Source organism: Pseudomonas sp. 3JA, from assembly GCF_036961705.1.
Taxonomy (GTDB): Bacteria; Pseudomonadota; Gammaproteobacteria; order Pseudomonadales; family Pseudomonadaceae; genus Aquipseudomonas; species Aquipseudomonas fluorescens_Q.
Map to the genome: position 1 here is coordinate 73787 of NZ_JBAMDJ010000023.1, position 15524 is coordinate 89310.

The 15524-nt window shown below is 62.7% G+C and carries 15 protein-coding genes; 8 read left to right on the forward strand and 7 right to left on the reverse strand.

Translation table 11 applies throughout. From position 1 onward, the window contains the following. Positions 1-69: 69 nt before the first annotated feature. Positions 70-1347, forward strand: coding sequence for an acetyl-CoA C-acetyltransferase (locus V7773_RS18575; protein ID WP_063323100.1), 1278 nt, complete (start codon positions 70-72; stop codon positions 1345-1347). Here the strand turns inward: V7773_RS18575 and V7773_RS18580 are convergent. Then, positions 1334-2362, reverse strand: a complete 1029-nt coding sequence (locus tag V7773_RS18580; protein ID WP_092347207.1) for a bile acid:sodium symporter family protein — start codon at positions 2360-2362, stop codon at positions 1334-1336. The genes V7773_RS18575 and V7773_RS18580 overlap by 14 nt on opposite strands. Positions 2363-2441: 79 nt before the next feature. Here V7773_RS18580 and V7773_RS18585 point away from each other — a divergent pair, with 79 nt between their 5' ends. Together V7773_RS18585 and V7773_RS18590 are read left to right on the forward strand one after the other, a co-directional pair. Continuing rightward, positions 2442-3233, forward strand: coding sequence for an AraC family transcriptional regulator (locus tag V7773_RS18585; protein ID WP_336074416.1), 792 nt, complete (start codon positions 2442-2444; stop codon positions 3231-3233). Between the two features lie 239 nt (positions 3234-3472). Further along, the gene (locus V7773_RS18590) at positions 3473-4366 is read left to right on the forward strand and encodes a PA4780 family RIO1-like protein kinase (protein ID WP_109752290.1); all 894 of its coding nucleotides are present in this window, start codon (positions 3473-3475) and stop codon (positions 4364-4366) included. Positions 4367-4658: 292 nt separating this feature from the next. Here the strand turns inward: V7773_RS18590 and cueR are convergent, their stop codons facing one another. The 3 genes from cueR to V7773_RS18605 all read right to left on the reverse strand — a co-directional run bounded on the left by cueR (position 4659) and on the right by V7773_RS18605 (position 7950). Further along, positions 4659-5072, reverse strand: a complete 414-nt coding sequence (gene cueR / locus V7773_RS18595) for a Cu(I)-responsive transcriptional regulator (RefSeq protein WP_063323097.1) — start codon at positions 5070-5072, stop codon at positions 4659-4661. Then, positions 5069-7462, reverse strand: coding sequence for a heavy metal translocating P-type ATPase (locus V7773_RS18600; protein WP_336074419.1), 2394 nt, complete (start codon positions 7460-7462; stop codon positions 5069-5071). The genes cueR and V7773_RS18600 overlap by 4 nt, the downstream gene beginning before the upstream one ends. Before the next feature lie 104 nt (positions 7463-7566). After that, positions 7567-7950, reverse strand: coding sequence for a hypothetical protein (locus tag V7773_RS18605; protein ID WP_336074421.1), 384 nt, complete (start codon positions 7948-7950; stop codon positions 7567-7569). A 148-nt stretch (positions 7951-8098) separates the two neighbouring features. Here V7773_RS18605 and V7773_RS18610 point away from each other — a divergent pair, with 148 nt between their 5' ends. Both V7773_RS18610 and V7773_RS18615 read left to right on the forward strand, forming a co-directional pair. After that, complete coding sequence (locus tag V7773_RS18610) at positions 8099-8296, forward strand: heavy-metal-associated domain-containing protein (protein WP_092413210.1); 198 nt, start codon at positions 8099-8101, stop codon at positions 8294-8296. 95 nt (positions 8297-8391) lie between these two features. Next, complete coding sequence (locus V7773_RS18615) at positions 8392-9594, forward strand: multidrug effflux MFS transporter (RefSeq protein ID WP_336074423.1); 1203 nt, start codon at positions 8392-8394, stop codon at positions 9592-9594. 1 nt (position 9595) lies between these two features. Here the strand turns inward: V7773_RS18615 and V7773_RS18620 are convergent, their stop codons facing one another. Beyond that, positions 9596-9766: a hypothetical protein gene (locus V7773_RS18620; protein ID WP_170845930.1), complete on the reverse strand. Its 171-nt coding sequence runs from the start codon at positions 9764-9766 to the stop codon at positions 9596-9598. Between the two features lie 174 nt (positions 9767-9940). Beyond that, positions 9941-10954, reverse strand: coding sequence for a zinc-binding alcohol dehydrogenase family protein (locus tag V7773_RS18625; RefSeq protein WP_092147105.1), 1014 nt, complete (start codon positions 10952-10954; stop codon positions 9941-9943). Positions 10955-11067: 113 nt separating this feature from the next. Here V7773_RS18625 and V7773_RS18630 point away from each other — a divergent pair, with 113 nt between their 5' ends. The 3 genes from V7773_RS18630 (at position 11068) to V7773_RS18640 (ending at position 14360) form a co-directional block, all read left to right on the forward strand. Beyond that, on the forward strand, positions 11068-11997 hold the full coding sequence (locus tag V7773_RS18630; protein WP_092147108.1) for a LysR family transcriptional regulator: 930 nt from the start codon (positions 11068-11070) through the stop codon (positions 11995-11997). 141 nt (positions 11998-12138) lie between these two features. Then, positions 12139-12873: an ArsR/SmtB family transcription factor gene (locus V7773_RS18635; RefSeq protein WP_092147111.1), complete on the forward strand. Its 735-nt coding sequence runs from the start codon at positions 12139-12141 to the stop codon at positions 12871-12873. Positions 12874-12983: 110 nt separating this feature from the next. After that, on the forward strand, positions 12984-14360 hold the full coding sequence (locus tag V7773_RS18640) for an MFS transporter (RefSeq protein WP_092347192.1): 1377 nt from the start codon (positions 12984-12986) through the stop codon (positions 14358-14360). Positions 14361-14530: 170 nt separating this feature from the next. On the opposite strand, the gene V7773_RS18645 is transcribed toward V7773_RS18640, so the two are convergent. Further along, positions 14531-15484, reverse strand: a complete 954-nt coding sequence (locus V7773_RS18645) for an adenosine deaminase (RefSeq protein WP_003197486.1) — start codon at positions 15482-15484, stop codon at positions 14531-14533. Positions 15485-15524: the final 40 nt, after the last annotated feature.

Genomic DNA, 15524 nt, shown 5'->3' on the forward strand with positions numbered 1-15524 from the left:
GCAAAGTTTGCTCCCACAGCGTTCGGTTGAGTCTTCATAGGGCACTAGACCTACACAGGGGAGTTCTTCATGACACAACTACGCCGCGTCGCGATCATCGGTGGTAACCGCATTCCGTTCGCCCGCTCCAACGGGGCCTATGCCACCGCCAGCAACCAGGCGATGTTGACGGCTGCCCTCGAGGGGCTGATCGAACGCTACAACCTGCATGGCTTGCACATCGGCGAAGTGGCTGCCGGTGCGGTGCTCAAGCACTCCCGGGATATGAACATGACCCGCGAATGCGTGCTCGGCTCGCGGCTGTCACCGATGACGCCGGCCTATGACGTACAACAGGCCTGTGGCACCGGGCTGGAAACGGTGCTGCTGGTGGCCAACAAGATCGCCCTGGGGCAGATCGACAGCGGCATAGCCGGTGGCGTCGACACCACCTCGGATGCGCCGATCGCGGTCAATGAAGGCCTGCGCAGGATCCTGCTGCAAGCCAATCGCGCCAAGACCACCGCCGACAAGATCAAGACCTTCCTGCAACTGCGTCCCCAGCACCTCGTCCCCGACCTGCCGCGCATCAACGAACCGCGCACCGGCCTGAACATGGGGGAGCATTGCGAATTGATGGCCCAGACCTGGCAGATCCCCCGGGAGGCGCAAGACCAGTTGGCCCTGGAAAGCCATCAGAAAATGGCCGCGTCCTATGCCGAAGGTTGGCAGAACGACTTGATGACACCGTTTCTTGGCCTGACCCGGGACAACAACCTGCGCCCGGACCTGACCCTGGAAAAACTCGCTGCCCTCAAGCCGGCCTTCGAAAAAAGCGCCAAGGGCACAATGACGGCGGGCAACTCCACGCCACTGACCGATGGCGCTTCGTTGGTGCTGCTGGGCAGCGAAGAGTGGGCCAAGGCCCGAGGCCTGCCGATCCTGGCGTACCTGCGCGACGGCGAAACGGCGGCGGTGGATTTCGTCAATGGCGCCGAAGGACTGTTGATGGCCCCGGTCTACGCCGTGCCGCGGTTGCTGGCGCGCAACGGCTTGACCTTGCAGGACTTTGACTACTACGAGATCCATGAAGCGTTCGCCGCCCAAGTGTTATGCACGCTGAAGGCCTGGGAAGACCCGGACTACTGCAAGACGCGCCTGGGCCTCGACGCGCCACTCGGGTCCATCGACCGCAGCCGGTTGAACGTCAAGGGCAGTTCCCTGGCCGCCGGGCACCCGTTTGCCGCCACGGGCGGGCGCATTGTCGCCAACCTCGCCAAGTTGCTTGATGCCGCCGGGCGAGGTCGCGGCTTGATCTCCATCTGCGCCGCCGCAGGCCAGGGGGTGACGGCGATTATCGAGCGTTGAGGACCGCGCCGTCCTGGCGGGACGCCAGTTCCCGGTGATGGCTGGCGTAGCGCTCGGCGAGGATCGAGCAGACGATCAACTGCAGCGGGTGATAGATCATGATCGGCAGCAGGATCAGCCCCAGGCCGGGATGGTTGCCGAAAATCAACGCCGCCATGGGCACTCCGGCGGCGAGGGATTTCTTGCTGGCACAGAACACCGCGGCAACCTCATCGGCGCTGCTGAAGTGCAGGGCGCGGGCGGTGCGGGTGGTCGCCCACAAGATGATCGCCAACAGTACGGCACTGCCAAGCACAGCGCTCAAGAGCACACCGTGGCCTTGCTGTTGCCAGATGCCGGATACCATCGAGTTGCAGAACGCCGCGTAGACCAGCAGCAGGATCACCAGCTTGTCGATGATGCTGGTGTAGCGTTTATACCGACCGAAAAAGCCGGCCAGCCAACGCCGCAGGAACTGCCCCAGCACCAGTGGCAGCAGCAACATCAGGCACAGGTCGAGCAAGGTTGACCCCAGGTCGATACCTCCGGCGCCGCTGCCGACCACGAAACTGACCAGCAGCGGTGTCAGGAAAATCCCCAGTACGCTGGACAGGCTCGCGTTGAGAATCGCCGCCGGCACGTTACCTTTTGCACTGCCAGTCAGGGCCACCGAGGAAGAAATCGTCGAGGGCAGGGCGCACAGGTAGAAGAACCCCAGCATCAACAGCGCAGGCACATGGCTGCCGACTAGCCAGTGGCTGATCAGCCAGATCAATGGAAACACGCCAAAGGTGAAACCCTGCACCATCACATGCAGGCGGATGTTCTTCAAACCGTGGCGGATCTGTTCGCCGGACAGGTTGACCCCGTGCAGGAAGAACACCACGAAGATGCCGATGTTGACCACCCATTCGGCATGCATGGCACCGCCCGTGGCGCCAAAGGTGGGAAAGAAGTACGCCAGCAGCGTGGCGAGCACCATGCCGCACAGGAACCAGTCGGTCACCATGCGTTTGAGGTGTCTGAGGATATGCATAGGGCACCGCAAGTTGTAAGAAAAGTCGACTTAGCCTAACGTCGTCCTCACTAGTCGTCTTGCGACATAAGGCCAATCAATGCCGCCTAACGGACACCAGCAGCTGGAACGACGTATCCCCGACCTGGCGCAATTGCCGAGGCCGCTGTATGCCCGCGTCGAAAGCTTGAGCGCCGGTTCCTGGACGCAAGCCCATCGTCATGACTGGGTGCAATTTTCCTACGCCATCAGCGGCGTTCTCGGCGTACACACCGCCGCGGGTAGCTTCTTTGCCCCGCCACAACGGGGCATCTGGATCCCGGCCGACCTTGAACACCATGTGGTGACCTCCACTCGAGCGGAAATGCGCAGCTTGTATGTCCATCGTCACGCCTGCCCCTGGGCCGATGAACGCTGTCGGGTGCTGGAAGTCACGCCACTGGCCCGTGAGTTGATCAAGGTGTTCTGTCAGCTTCCGGTCGATTACCCGCAAGGCGATACCCAGGAACAACGGTTGGTGCAGGTGTTGCTGGACCAGCTGGCGGCCCTGCCGGAAGTGGGATTCTCCCTGCCGCTGCCGCGACATGCCCGTCTGCTGGGGCTGTGTAACGAGTTGATCGAACAGCCTGAGCAGAACGTCACCTTGCACGCCTGGGCTGAGCGTCTGGGTACGTCGGAAAAAACCCTGATGCGCCTGTTTCAGCGCGAGACCGGCCTGAGCTTTCGCGCCTGGCGCCAGCGCATGCGCCTGTTGTCGTCCCTGGGGTCGCTGGAGCAGGGCGACAGCGTCACCAGCGCTGCGTTGTCCTGTGGCTATGATTCAACGTCCGCGTTCATTGCCGCGTTCAAGGGGATGTTCGGCTTTACGCCGGGGGAACTGTTCAAGCATTGAGTCGTCGCATCGCTTACAACCGACGGTAGGCACGGCTGTCAGCTCTTGTCGCAAATGCCTTCGCATTCAGTTGCCAACGCCAAGTCCGGTCTCGGCTATGATTCGGCTCGGTCGATTAATCAGGCACATTGTGTGCATCGCAAGTTCATAGGTCGGCAACCCCTCCCCGTGGAGGAAGGATTGCCGTATAACGACTGTCATTCGCGTGTTTGGTAATAAAGGACCCACAATAAAAGCTGATGAAGACTCCAAAACGCATTGAACCCCTGATCGAGGACGGTCTGGTCGACGAGGTGCTGCGCCCACTCATGAGTGGTAAAGAAGCAGCTGTTTATGTGGTGCGCTGCGGCAACGAGCTACGTTGCGCGAAGGTCTACAAGGAGGCGAACAAGCGAAGTTTTCGTCAGGCGGCCGAATACCAGGAGGGCCGCAAGGTCCGCAACAGCCGTCAGGCCCGGGCCATGGCCAAGGGCTCGAAGTTCGGGCGCAAGGAAACCGAGGACGCCTGGCAGAATGCCGAAGTGGCGGCACTGTTCCGCCTGGCCAGCGCGGGTGTGCGCGTGCCCAAGCCGTACGACTTCCTTGAAGGCGTGCTGCTGATGGAACTGGTGGCCGACGAGTACGGCGATGCGGCGCCGCGTCTGAACGACGTGGTGCTGGAGCCGGACCAGGCCCGTGAATATCACGCCTATCTGATTTCCCAGATCGTGCTGATGTTGTGTACCGGTCTGGTGCACGGCGACCTGTCGGAGTTCAACGTCCTGCTCACGCCAACCGGGCCGGTGATCATCGACCTGCCTCAGGCCGTGGATGCGGCGGGTAACAACCATGCTTTCAGCATGTTGGAGCGGGACGTGGGCAACATGGCGTCCTACTTCGGCCGGTTCGCTCCGGAGCTCAAACGCACCAAGTACGCCAAGGAGATGTGGGCGTTGTACGAAGCCGGTACCCTACACCCGGCCAGCCTGCTGACCGGCGAGTTCGACGAGCCGGAAGAGCTGGCGGATGTCGGCGGGATCATGCGCGAGATCGAGGCCGCGCGCCTGGACGAGGAACGTCGCCAGGCCGTCCGCGCCGCCGATGATGCCCCGCCCGGCAAGACCGAAGAACCACCGCCGCCGTGGATGCAATGATCGGCTGAATGGAAACCCGGCCATGGCCGTAATGCTGTTCACTTAAGGCCATCGACAAAACCCGTGGCGAGGGAGCTTGCTCCCGCTGGGCCGCGAAGCGGCCCCTAAACCTGCCAAATGCGCAGCGTCAGACACACCGCTCCCGCCGGTTTACGACTGCTTCGCAGCCGAGCGGGAGCAAGCTCCCTCGCCACAGGTCCATCATTTTTCTTGAATGAATAGCATTAGGCCAAGGCCGGGTTTTTTGTAGGCACTGCAAAATCCTAGACCCACCGCGCTCCCACTGGGAATGTCAGAGGGGTGCGTTTTCCTGGCAACACCCCGACGCCAGTTCCTTGAGGATCGGGCAATCCGGACGGTGGTCGCCGTGACAGTGTTCCACCAGGTCCTGGAGGGTGTCGCGCAGTTCGGCCAGTTCGCGGATTTTCTGGTTCAGCTCATCGATGTGTTGCCGGGCCAGGGCCTTGACGTCGGCGCTGGCGCGCTGGCGGTCTTGCCAGAGGGTCAGCAATTTGCCGACCTCTTCCAGGGAAAACCCCAAGTCGCGGGAGCGCTTGATGAACGCCAGGGTGTGCAGGTCATCGGCGCCGTAGATCCGGTAGCCGCTGTCGGTGCGATGGGCGGCCTTGAGCAGGCCGATGGACTCGTAGTAACGGATCATCTTCGCGCTCAGGCCACTCTGGCGGGCCGCTTGGCCGATGTTCATCGCTTGTCCTCCAACTGCTTGGGTGTCCAGAACTTCAACAGTAACGCATTGCTGACCACGCTGACGCTCGACAACGCCATGGCCGCGCCGGCCAGCACCGGGTTGAGAAAACCGAACGCCGCCAGGGGGATGCCGATCAAGTTATAGACGAACGCCCAGAACAGGTTCTGGCGGATCTTGGCGTAGGTCTTGCGGCTGATATCCAGCGCCGCCGGCACCAGTCGCGGATCGCCGCGCATGAGGGTGATGCCCGCGGCATGCATCGCCACGTCGGTGCCGCCGCCCATGGCAATGCCGATATCGGCGGCGGCCAGGGCCGGGGCGTCGTTGATGCCGTCGCCGACCATCGCCACTACCGAGTGTGTTTTCAACTGCTGGACGATGGCGGACTTATCCGCCGGCAGCACTTCGGCATGGACCTGGGTGATCCCCAGCGCCTCGGCCACCACCCGGGCGCTACCCCGGTTATCGCCCGTGAGCAAGTGACTGGCGATGTGGCGCTCATTGAGGGCCTGTACGGCAGCGAGGGCGCCGGGCTTGAGCGTGTCACCGAAGGCGAACAGGCCCAGCACCCGAGGCGTCGCGCCTTGTTCGATCAGCCAGGACAACGTGCGGCCTTCGGTCTCCCAGGCCTGTGCCGACTCGGCCAGCGAGCCGGGGGCCAGGCCCAGTTCGTCCAGCAGGCGTCGATTGCCCAGGGCCAGGCAGCGTCCGTCGAGGCTGCCGGCGATACCGCGTCCAGCCAGGGACTGGCTGTCGCTGACATCCGGCACATCCAGGTCGCGCTCGGCGCAGGCATCCAGTACGGCTTTGGCGAGCGGGTGTTCGCTGCCGCGTTGCAGGGCGCCGGCCATTTTCAGCAGCGCGTCTTCATCACCTTCCAGGGCCGTCAAGTGGGCGATGCGCGGTGTGCCGGAGGTCAGGGTGCCGGTCTTGTCGAACACCACGGTGTTGACTTCATGGGCACGCTCCAGCGCCTCGGCGTCCTTGATCAGAATCCCGTGACGCGCGGCCACGCCGGTGCCGGCCATGATCGCCGTGGGCGTTGCCAGGCCCAAGGCGCAGGGGCAGGCGATCACTAGCACGGCGACGGCGTTGATCAGCGCGGTTTCCAGTGGCGCACCGTACAGCCACCAACCGATGAGCGTCGCCAGGGCCAGCACCAGCACCACCGGTACGAACACCTGGCTGACTTTATCCACCAGTTTCTGGATCGGGGCCTTGGCGGCCTGGGCGTCTTCTACCAGGCGGATGATGCGCGCCAGGACGGTTTCGGTACCCAGGGCCAGCGTGCGTACCAGCAGCCGACCTTCGCCGTTGATGGCGCCGCCGGTGACTTTGTCGCCGGGCTGCTTGGGCACCGGCAGGCTTTCACCGCTGATCAGCGCTTCGTCGGCGTGGCTCTGGCCTTCCAGTACTTCGCCGTCCACCGGGAAGCGTTCGCCGGGCTTGACCAGCACCAGGTCATTCAAGCGCAGGGCACTGATGGCAACATCCCGCTCCTGGCCATCGATCACCTGGATCGCCCGTTCCGGACGCAAGGCTTCGAGGGCGCGGATGGCGCTGGCGGTTTGTCGCTTGGCGCGGCTTTCCAGATATTTGCCGAGCAGTACCAGGGCGATCACTACGGCCGAGGCTTCGAAGTACAGGTGCGGCATGTCGCCAGGGCGGGCGATCACCCATTCATAAAGGCTCAAGCCGTAGCCGGCGCTGGTGCCCAGGGCCACCAGCAGGTCCATGTTCCCGGCACCGGCACGCACGGCCTTGAAGGCGGCGACGTAGAAACGCGCACCGAAGATGAATTGCACCGGCGTCGCCAGGGCGAACTGCACCCAGGCCGGGAGCATCCAGTGCACGCCGAACGGCTGCAGCAGCATGGGCAATACCAACGGCACCGACAGCGCAATCGCCAGCACCAATATCAGGCGCTCGCGGTTCAGACGGTTGGCCTGCGTGTCAGCGGGCTGTTCGGCCTGCCAGACAGTGGCGTCATAGCCGGCGCGCTTGACCGCATCGATCAGGTTTTGTGGATCCACCTGGCCGAGCAGTTCGAGGTGGGCCCGCTCATTGGCCAGGTTGACGCTGACCCTGTTCACACCGTCGACTTTGCCCAAGGCGCGTTCGACCCGGCCGACACAGGAAGCGCAGGTCATGCCTTCGATGTTCAGTTCCAAGGTGTGCACCGGAACGCTATAGCCTGCCTGTTCGACGGCCTGCTTCAAGGCCGGCAGGCTACCTTCGGGGGCCTGGACGCGCGCCAGTTCCGTCGCCAGGTTGACGCTGACGGCGCTGGCACCGGTGACTTTGCTCAAGGCCCGCTCGACCCGTCCGGCGCAGCTGGCGCAGGTCATGCCGGCAATGGGTAGATCGAATGTGGTGGATTCGGACATCGGTCACGCTCCCTGTAGTGAATGACTACAGGATCAACCTTGCCATGTTGGCAAGGTCAAGCGCCAATCCTCTGTGGGAGCGAGCCACAAGTTCAAGTGGCGTGTCAGTAACCGAGCCCCGCCTGCTTGAGGAACATGCCTTGTTCATTCATGGCGATGCGGAACTTCAGAATGTCACCGGCCTTGAGGGTGATGTTCTGCGACCCTGGCGCGAGCATGCCCGGGTTGCACCCCGGTGCCTGGCCTGGCAGCAACTTCAGGCGCAAGGAGAACTGGCCCGGCGGCAGGTTGAACGAGGTGCTTTGCTCCTGGAACAGCCTGGCCGAGAGCTGATCCTGGATGTAGATGCCGATTTCGCAACTGGTCGCCACTTCCAGGCGCTCGCGAGAAATGATCAACACGCCGTAGTCTTCGCCGGCGGCCGATGCCTGGGGCGTCACCGCTGAAAAACCGAGCATGCAAAACAGGCTGAACGCTGACCAGCGCATGGCTGAACCTCCGGTGTTAAATCCTTGATGTGTGCAGCTTGGCTGAGCGCGATGCCGATTGCCAGCCCGGCAGTTTTTGTCAGAACTTGACCTTGCCATGATGGCAAGCTTGAGACTGCTGGCAACCTCAATCCCAAGGAGTTATCTCATGCAAACTTTCAATGTCCAGGGCATGTCCTGCGGTCACTGTGTCAAGGCCATCACCCAGGCGCTCAAGTCCAAGGACCCGGCGGCCGATGTGCAAATCGACCTGGGCGCCAAGACTGTCCAGGTCCAGAGTTCGTTGCCGGCCGATGTCGTGCTCGCGGCCATCAAGGAGGAGGGCTATGAGGCCAGCCCTGCTTGAAGTTTTTTAATCGTTAGCGACCTATCGGAATGTTCAAGAGCGTCCGGCACGGCTAGACTGTCGGGCTGTCGAACGACGCCTGAGCTGGACGCCCGATGAACCTCCGTACCATTCTGATTCTTGGCGCCTTGAGCGCTTTCGGTCCCTTGGCGATCGACTTCTACCTGCCTGCCTTTCCGGCGATGGCCACGGCCTTTGGTACCGATGAAAAACACATCCAGTTGACCCTGGCGGCCTATTTCCTCGGCTTGTCCATCGGGCAACTGGCCTATGGGCCGGTGGCGGACCGGTTCGGGCGGCGCATTCCGCTGCTGACTGGCGTCGGCCTGTTCACTCTGGCCTCCCTGGCCTGCGCCTATGCGCCGAGCCTGGAATGGCTGATCGGCGCCCGTTTCGTCCAGGCCCTGGGTGGATGCGCCGGGATGGTGATCTCGCGGGCGGTGGTCAGCGACAAATGCGATGCGGTGGGTTCGGCCAAGGTGTTTTCGCAGTTGATGCTGGTGATGGGCCTGGCGCCGATTCTCGCGCCGATGCTGGGCGGGTTGCTGGTGAACCTGCATGGCTGGCAGTCGATTTTCATTGCCCTGACCCTGTTCAGTGCATTGGCGTCGACGGCGGTGGCCTTGTGGCTGCCGGAAAGTTTGCCGGACTATGTGCCTCGGCAACCGTTGTCGGGGGCGTTGCGCCAATATGGCCGGTTATTGACCGACGCTGTCTTCCTCGGCCATGCGCTGACGGGGGGGATCGCTATCGCTGGGATGTTTGCCTACATCGCCGGTTCGCCTTTCGTCTTTATCAAGCTCTACGGTGTACCGGCCGAACATTTCGGTTGGCTGTTCGGCACCAACGCGGCGGGCTTCATCCTGGTTGCGCAGGTCAACGCCCGGCTGCTGTCCAAGCGCGGCCCGGCGTTCCTGCTGAGCCGCGCGGTATGGGTCTACCTGGGCGCGGGGCTGAGCCTGCTGGCCGTCAGTTCATTGCAACCTGCGCAGTTGTGGCCGCTGCTGGTTCCACTGTTTATCTGCATCGCGAGCTTGGGTTGCATCCTTCCCAATGCCTCGGCCTGCGCCATGAACGGGCAGGGCGCCCGGGCCGGCAGTGCTTCGGCGATGCTGGGATGCCTGCAGTTTTCCGTCGCCGCCGGGGCAGCCGCGTTGGTGGCGGCGCTGCATAACGGCACCGCCGTGCCAATGGCTCTGGTCATCAGCCTTTGCGGGCTGTTGGTGGTGGGCGCAGCGATGCTGACTCGTCGCCTGCAAAATGCCCGGGCATTGGCCCAGGCCAGTCGCGAGGGCTGACTCAGCCGACCGCGCGCTGCTGTTGTTCGGGGAAATGATGGGGCGCGAGGATCCGCGCTTGCAGGGTGCTGGCGAAGGCCTGGGCTTCGGCCTCGGTACGGAAGGTGACGACGTGCTGGTCAAGGCGCACTTGCCACTGGGATTTTGCCACTTCTTTTATCAGGATCTTCATTGCTGACCTCCTCACGAAAAGATTGCGTTGCAAAGGCCTCGAGTGTAGACCCGAATGCGATCGCAATTGTGACAAGGATCAATTCTCGGACTGACGGTGCGGTCCCAAGTTAATGCAACACCTGTGGAGAGGGAGCAAGCTCCCTCTCCACAGGTGAAGTGTTTCGACCTGCCGTCAGAAGCCCTCGAGCACAATCTTGCCCTTGGACTTGCCGCTTTCCAGCAAGGCATGCGCCCGGCGCAGGTTCTCGGCGTTGATGGTGCCGAAATGTTCGCCAACCGTAGTCTTCAGTGTGCCTGCGTCGATCAGGGCGGCCACGCGGTTGAGCAGTTTGTGCTGTTCAAGCATGTCGGCCGTTTCGAACAGCGAGCGGGTGTACATGAATTCCCAATGCAACGACAGGCTCTTGCGCTTGAGCTTGGTTACGTCCAGCGCCTTGGGATCGTCGATCAGCGCCAGTTTGCCCTGGGGCGCGAGGGCTTCAACCAACTGGTCCAGATGCTGGTCGGTCTGGGTCAGGCTGGCGACGTGAGTCACCTGGGGCTGGCCCGCTTCTTTCAACACTTCGCTCAATGGCTGGCTGTGGTCGATCACCAGGTCGGCCCCCAGGCTGTGTACCCAATCCTGGGTCTGCACACGGGACGCGGTGCCAATCACCTTCAGCCCGGTGAGTTGGCTGGCCAGTTGCGTCAGGATCGAACCCACGCCTCCCGCCGCGCCGACGATCAACAGGCTCTGGCCCAGGTCGCTTTGGCCTTCCTGGATTTGCAGGCGCTCGAACAACAACTCCCAGGCGGTAATGGCCGTCAGCGGCAGCGCCGCCGCTTCGGCGAAACCGAGGGTCTTGGGCATGTGGCCGACGATGCGCTCATCCACCACGTGCAACTCGCTGTTGCCGCCGGCCCGGGCGATGGAGCCGGCATAGAACACCTGGTCCCCGGCCTTGAACAGCGTAACCTCGCTGCCCACCGCCTTGACCACTCCGGCCACGTCCCAGCCCAGCACCTTGGCTGCTCCGTCTTCGGGCTGGACGTTCTGGCGGACTTTGGTGTCCACCGGGTTGACCGAAATAGCCTTGACCTCCACCAGCAGGTCCCTGGGACCGGCGACCGGTTCTGGCAGCTCGATGTCCTGGAGCGATTGCGGGTCAGTGATAGGCAACGAGTGGTAGTAGGCGATGGCTTTCATGAAGCGGCTCCGTGAGATGAATTCGATGGAAGCCATGTTTAGCTATTTATCGTCGAGATAAAACCGGCTAAAAGAACAGGCTCTTTCAATGATTTTTTGATAATGGAGTCGTCATGCTTCGCTTCGATGACTTGCAGTTGTTTGTCCGGGCGGCGGACCTGGGCAGTCTTTCGGCTGCGGCCAGGGTCATGGACCTGTCGGCGGCGGTGGCCAGTGCCGCGTTGAAACGGATCGAGCAGCACCTCGGCGCGCGGCTGTTGGCCCGTTCCACCCGTAGCCTGCGCCTGACGGCCGAAGGCGAGGGCTTTCTCGAATATGCCCGGGCCGCATTGAGCAGCCTTGACGAGGGCCGGCGGTTGTTGACCAGTGGCCAGGACCAGGTCAGTGGGGTGTTGCAGTTGTCCGCACCGTCGGACCTGGGACGCAACCTGCTGCTGCCCTGGCTGGATGCGTTCCAGCGCGAGTACCCCGGGCTGACGGTGCGGCTGTTGCTGGGCGATCGCATAGCCGATCTGTTCAAGCAGCCGGTGGACATCGCCTTGCGTTATGGCGATCCGGAAGATTCGAGCCTGGTCGCCCTGCCCATTGCCCCGGATAACCGCCGGGTGCTGTGCGCATCGCCGGACTATCTGGCTCGCCACGGTGCACCCCATCAGTTGGAACAACTGGCCCAGCACAACTGCCTGTTGTACATGCTGGGCAGTCGGGTCCATGACCGGTGGGGTTTTCATGACGGCAAACGGGAAGTGAGCCTCACCGTCAGTGGCGACCGTTTCAGTGACGACGCCGATGTGGTGCGACGCTGGGCGGTGGCGGGTGCCGGGATTGCCTATAAATCGTGGCTGGATGTGTCCACGGACGTGCTGGCCGGACGCTTGAAAATCCTATTGCCGCACCTGCAATGCGAACGCGCGCCCCTCAATCTGCTGTGTGCCCACCGGGCGCAATTAAGCAAGCCCATCAACCTTTTGCGGGACATGCTCCAGGCCCGCTGCGGTGAGTTGACGGCTCGTTTTCCAGTCTTGACGGGGGCCGGCCATTAGTCGCGGGCAAATAGAGAATTTTCCCTCAGGAACAATCGCCTCCAAAGGTTTCCGGAGGACAGGAAAGCTCGACCGCCCCGCTTATACTATCGGCCGCCTGCGCCAGAGCAGTAGACGAATGATTCAACAGGGAGTGAATACATGGAACATGCACCTTGCATCAGCCAGATCGCCACGCTGCTGGCTGACCCCAAGCGCAGCGCAATGATGTGGGCCTTGATGGACGGCACGGCCCGCCAGGCCGAGGAGTTGGCATTGCTCGCCGGGTTGTCGCCGTCCTCGGCCAGCGCGCATCTGGGACGCCTGTCCGCTGGAGGCCTGTTGAAAGTCGAAGCCCGGGGCCGCAAGCGGTTTTTCCGCCTGGCAGCCCCTGAAATCGGTGCTGCCGTCGAAGCGCTGGCCAGCGCGACGCTGGTCAGTACGCCGCGCCAGATCCCGGACATCTTCAAGCGCCGGGTCATGCCGAGCAAAGCGCCGTCGGCTCCCACGTCGTTGATGCGGGCCAGACTTTGCGACGATCACCTGGGGGGCACCCTGGCGGCGGACCTGTATCAGCAGCTGCTGGATGCCGGGTGGATCGAGCAGTTCGAGCAGCGGGTGATCGTCACCCACAAAGGCGCCAATCAGTTGGCCGAACGTGGCCTGTTCATCCAGGCCCTGGCCCATCGCAACGCCCGCATTGCTTGTGCCTGCCCGGACTGGAGCGAGCGTCGTCCACACCTGGGGGGCGCGCTGGGGGCGGCCCTGCTGCAACTGTTCATGCAGTCGGGTTGGCTGAGCTTGCCGAACGATTCGCGAGCCCTGCAGGTGACGACGCTCGGCCAGCAGGAAATCCAGCGGTTCGCCCGGCAGGACACGGTGGAGATGGCAATCTAGAGAACGCTCGATGCGTCGCTCAGGGCTGTCGGCAGGTCGTATTCAGCAATAGCCACCTGCGAGGTTCGCGCACACTCGGTCCGGGGAATTATCGGATTGGGGGAGGCAGCATGGACACTCACGGCTACAGTGCGGCGGAACGATTGGAACGGTTACCCATCAGCGGTTACCACCGGGTCATCTTCATCATCATCGCCCTGGCGTTTTTCTTTGACTCCATGGACCTGGCGATGATGACGTTCCTGTTGGGATCGATCAAAGCCGAGTTCGGCCTGAGTACCGCCCAGGCCGGTTTGCTCGCCAGCTCCAGCTTCTTCGGCATGGTGGTGGGGGCGTCGCTGTCGGGCATGCTGGCCGATCGTTTCGGGCGCAAGCCGGTGTTCCAGTGGAGCATCGTGCTGTGGGGCATTGCCAGTTACTTGTGCTCCACGGCCCAGGACATCGAGACCTTGACGCTGTTTCGCATCCTGCTGGGTATCGGCATGGGCATGGAATTTCCGATTGCCCAGTCGATGCTTTCGGAGCTGATCCCGGCCAAGCGTCGGGGCCGCTACATCGCCTTGATGGACGGCTTCTGGCCGCTGGGTTTCGTGGCGGCGGGGGTGCTGTCGTATTTCCTGCTGCCGGTGGTCGGCTGGCGCGACATCTTTCTGGTGCTGGCGGTGCCGGCGGTGTTTGTCCTGGCGATTCGTTTCTTCATTCCCGAGTCGCCACGCTGGCTGGAGCAAGCCGGTCGGGGCGATGAAGCGGACGCGGTGCTCAAGCGAATCGAAGATAAGGTCCGGACCTCGCTGGGGCATCAGACCCTGCCGGAGCCGATCCGTTTGCCAAGGGTTGAGAGCACGCCAGGCAATTTCTTTTCGGCCCTGGCGCAGATCTGGTCGCCGCTGTATCGCCAGCGCACGATGATGATCTGGAGCGTCTGGTTCTTTGCCTTGCTCGGTTTCTACGGCCTGACGTCCTGGCTCAGCGCGTTGTTGCAGCAGTCGGGGTTCGCGGTGACCCAGTCGGTGTATTACACGGTGCTGATTTCCCTGGGCGGGATTCCCGGTTTCTTGATGGCGGCCTGGCTGGTGGAGCGCTGGGGGCGCAAACCGGTGTGCGTCATCACGCTGTTGGGCGGTGGGGCGATGGCGTTTCTGTATGGGCAGAGCGCGGTGTTTGGCGGCAACGTTGGCCTGTTGATCGGCACCGGGTTGCTGATGCAGTTTTTCCTGTTCGGCATGTGGGCGGTGCTCTACACCTACACGCCGGAGCTATACCCCACCTCGGCCCGGGCCACGGGCTCAGGCTTTGCTTCGGCGGTGGGACGCATCGGTTCGCTGCTCGGTCCGCTGGTGACCGGCCTGGTCTTTCCCATCACCGGCCAGGGTGGCGTGTTCGCCCTGGGCGCGTTGTGCTTCGCCGTGGCGGCGGGGGTGGTCTGGTTGTTCGGGATGGAGACCCGGGGCAAGACGTTGGAGGAGTTGAGCGAGGCGATAAGGTGATAGGCATTCCCGTGGCGAGGGAGCTTGCTCCCGCTGGGCTGCGTAGCAGTCCTCTCGTCACATGAACGAAACCCATCGGTTGCGACCGCTTCGCGCTCGAGCGGGAGCAAGCTCCCTCGCCACAGGTTGTTCTTTGTTCCCTGTGGTAAGGGCAGCTCATTTCCACAACGCTAAGGTTTTACCAGCCGTGCATCCAGGCTGTTCTGCGCCAGGCGCTTGGCCTGGTCCTGGGTCATGCCCAGATGGGTATACAGCGCGTGGAAGTTTTCGGTGACGTAGCCGCCGAAGTACGCCGGGTCATCGGAGTTCACCGTCACCTTCACACCGCGTTCGAGCATGTCGAGGATGTTGTGCTGCGACATGTCGTCGAACACGCACAGCTTGGTGTTGGACAGCGGGCACACGGTCAGCGGAATCTGCTCGTCGATGATCCGCTGCATCAGTCGCTCGTCTTCAATGGCTCGCACGCCATGGTCGATGCGCTGGATCTTCAGCAGGTCCAGGGCTTCCCAGATGTACTCGGGCGGACCTTCTTCGCCGGCGTGGGCGACAGTCAGGAAGCCTTCGTTGCGTGCGCGGTCGAAGACGCGCTGGAACTTGCTCGGCGGATGGCCCATTTCCGAGCTGTCCAGGCCCACGGCCACGAAGGCCTCGCGGAACGGCAGCGCCTGGTCGAGGGTCTTCTCGGCTTGTTCTTCGCTCAGGTGGCGCAGGAAACTCAGGATCAGGCCGCTGGTGATGCCCAGTTGCTGCTCACCGTCCTTGAGGGCGGCGGCGATGCCGTTGAGCACCACTTCGAACGGGATACCACGGTCGGTGTGGGTCTGCGGGTCGAAGAACGGTTCGGTGTGGATCACGTTCTGCGCCTTGCAACGCAACAGGTAGGCCCAGGTCAGGTCATAGAAGTCCTGGGAGGTGCGCAGCACATCGGCGCCCTGGTAATACAGGTCGAGGAATTCCTGCAGGTTGTTGAAGGCATAGGCCTTGCGCAGGGTATCGACGTCGCTCCACGGCAGGGCGATCTTGTTGCGTTCGGCCAGGGCGAACAGCAGTTCGGGCTCCAGCGAGCCTTCCAGGTGCAGGTGCAGTTCAGCCTTGGGCAGGGCGTTCAGCCAGTCGTACATGGTCTTTTCTCATCAGCGAATCGATGGCGGGCATTCTACA

Excerpts from the sequence above, each read along its gene's own strand:
- V7773_RS18630 (WP_092147108.1), top strand. The coding sequence starts at position 11,068 with ATGCTTCGCTTCGATGACTTGCAGTTGTTTGTCCGGGCGGCGGACCTG.
- V7773_RS18580 (WP_092347207.1), bottom strand. The coding sequence starts at position 2,362 with ATGCATATCCTCAGACACCTCAAACGCATGGTGACCGACTGGTTCCTG.
- V7773_RS18585 (WP_336074416.1), top strand. The coding sequence starts at position 2,442 with ATGCCGCCTAACGGACACCAGCAGCTGGAACGACGTATCCCCGACCTG.
- V7773_RS18590 (WP_109752290.1), top strand. The coding sequence starts at position 3,473 with ATGAAGACTCCAAAACGCATTGAACCCCTGATCGAGGACGGTCTGGTC.
- V7773_RS18600 (WP_336074419.1), bottom strand. The coding sequence starts at position 7,462 with ATGTCCGAATCCACCACATTCGATCTACCCATTGCCGGCATGACCTGC.
- V7773_RS18645 (WP_003197486.1), bottom strand. The coding sequence starts at position 15,484 with ATGTACGACTGGCTGAACGCCCTGCCCAAGGCTGAACTGCACCTGCAC.
- V7773_RS18575 (WP_063323100.1), top strand. The coding sequence starts at position 70 with ATGACACAACTACGCCGCGTCGCGATCATCGGTGGTAACCGCATTCCG.
- V7773_RS18610 (WP_092413210.1), top strand. The coding sequence starts at position 8,099 with ATGCAAACTTTCAATGTCCAGGGCATGTCCTGCGGTCACTGTGTCAAG.
- V7773_RS18635 (WP_092147111.1), top strand. The coding sequence starts at position 12,139 with ATGGAACATGCACCTTGCATCAGCCAGATCGCCACGCTGCTGGCTGAC.
- V7773_RS18620 (WP_170845930.1), bottom strand. The coding sequence starts at position 9,766 with ATGAAGATCCTGATAAAAGAAGTGGCAAAATCCCAGTGGCAAGTGCGC.
- V7773_RS18625 (WP_092147105.1), bottom strand. The coding sequence starts at position 10,954 with ATGAAAGCCATCGCCTACTACCACTCGTTGCCTATCACTGACCCGCAA.
- V7773_RS18640 (WP_092347192.1), top strand. The coding sequence starts at position 12,984 with ATGGACACTCACGGCTACAGTGCGGCGGAACGATTGGAACGGTTACCC.
- cueR (WP_063323097.1), bottom strand. The coding sequence starts at position 5,072 with ATGAACATCGGCCAAGCGGCCCGCCAGAGTGGCCTGAGCGCGAAGATG.
- V7773_RS18605 (WP_336074421.1), bottom strand. The coding sequence starts at position 7,950 with ATGCGCTGGTCAGCGTTCAGCCTGTTTTGCATGCTCGGTTTTTCAGCG.
- V7773_RS18615 (WP_336074423.1), top strand. The coding sequence starts at position 8,392 with ATGAACCTCCGTACCATTCTGATTCTTGGCGCCTTGAGCGCTTTCGGT.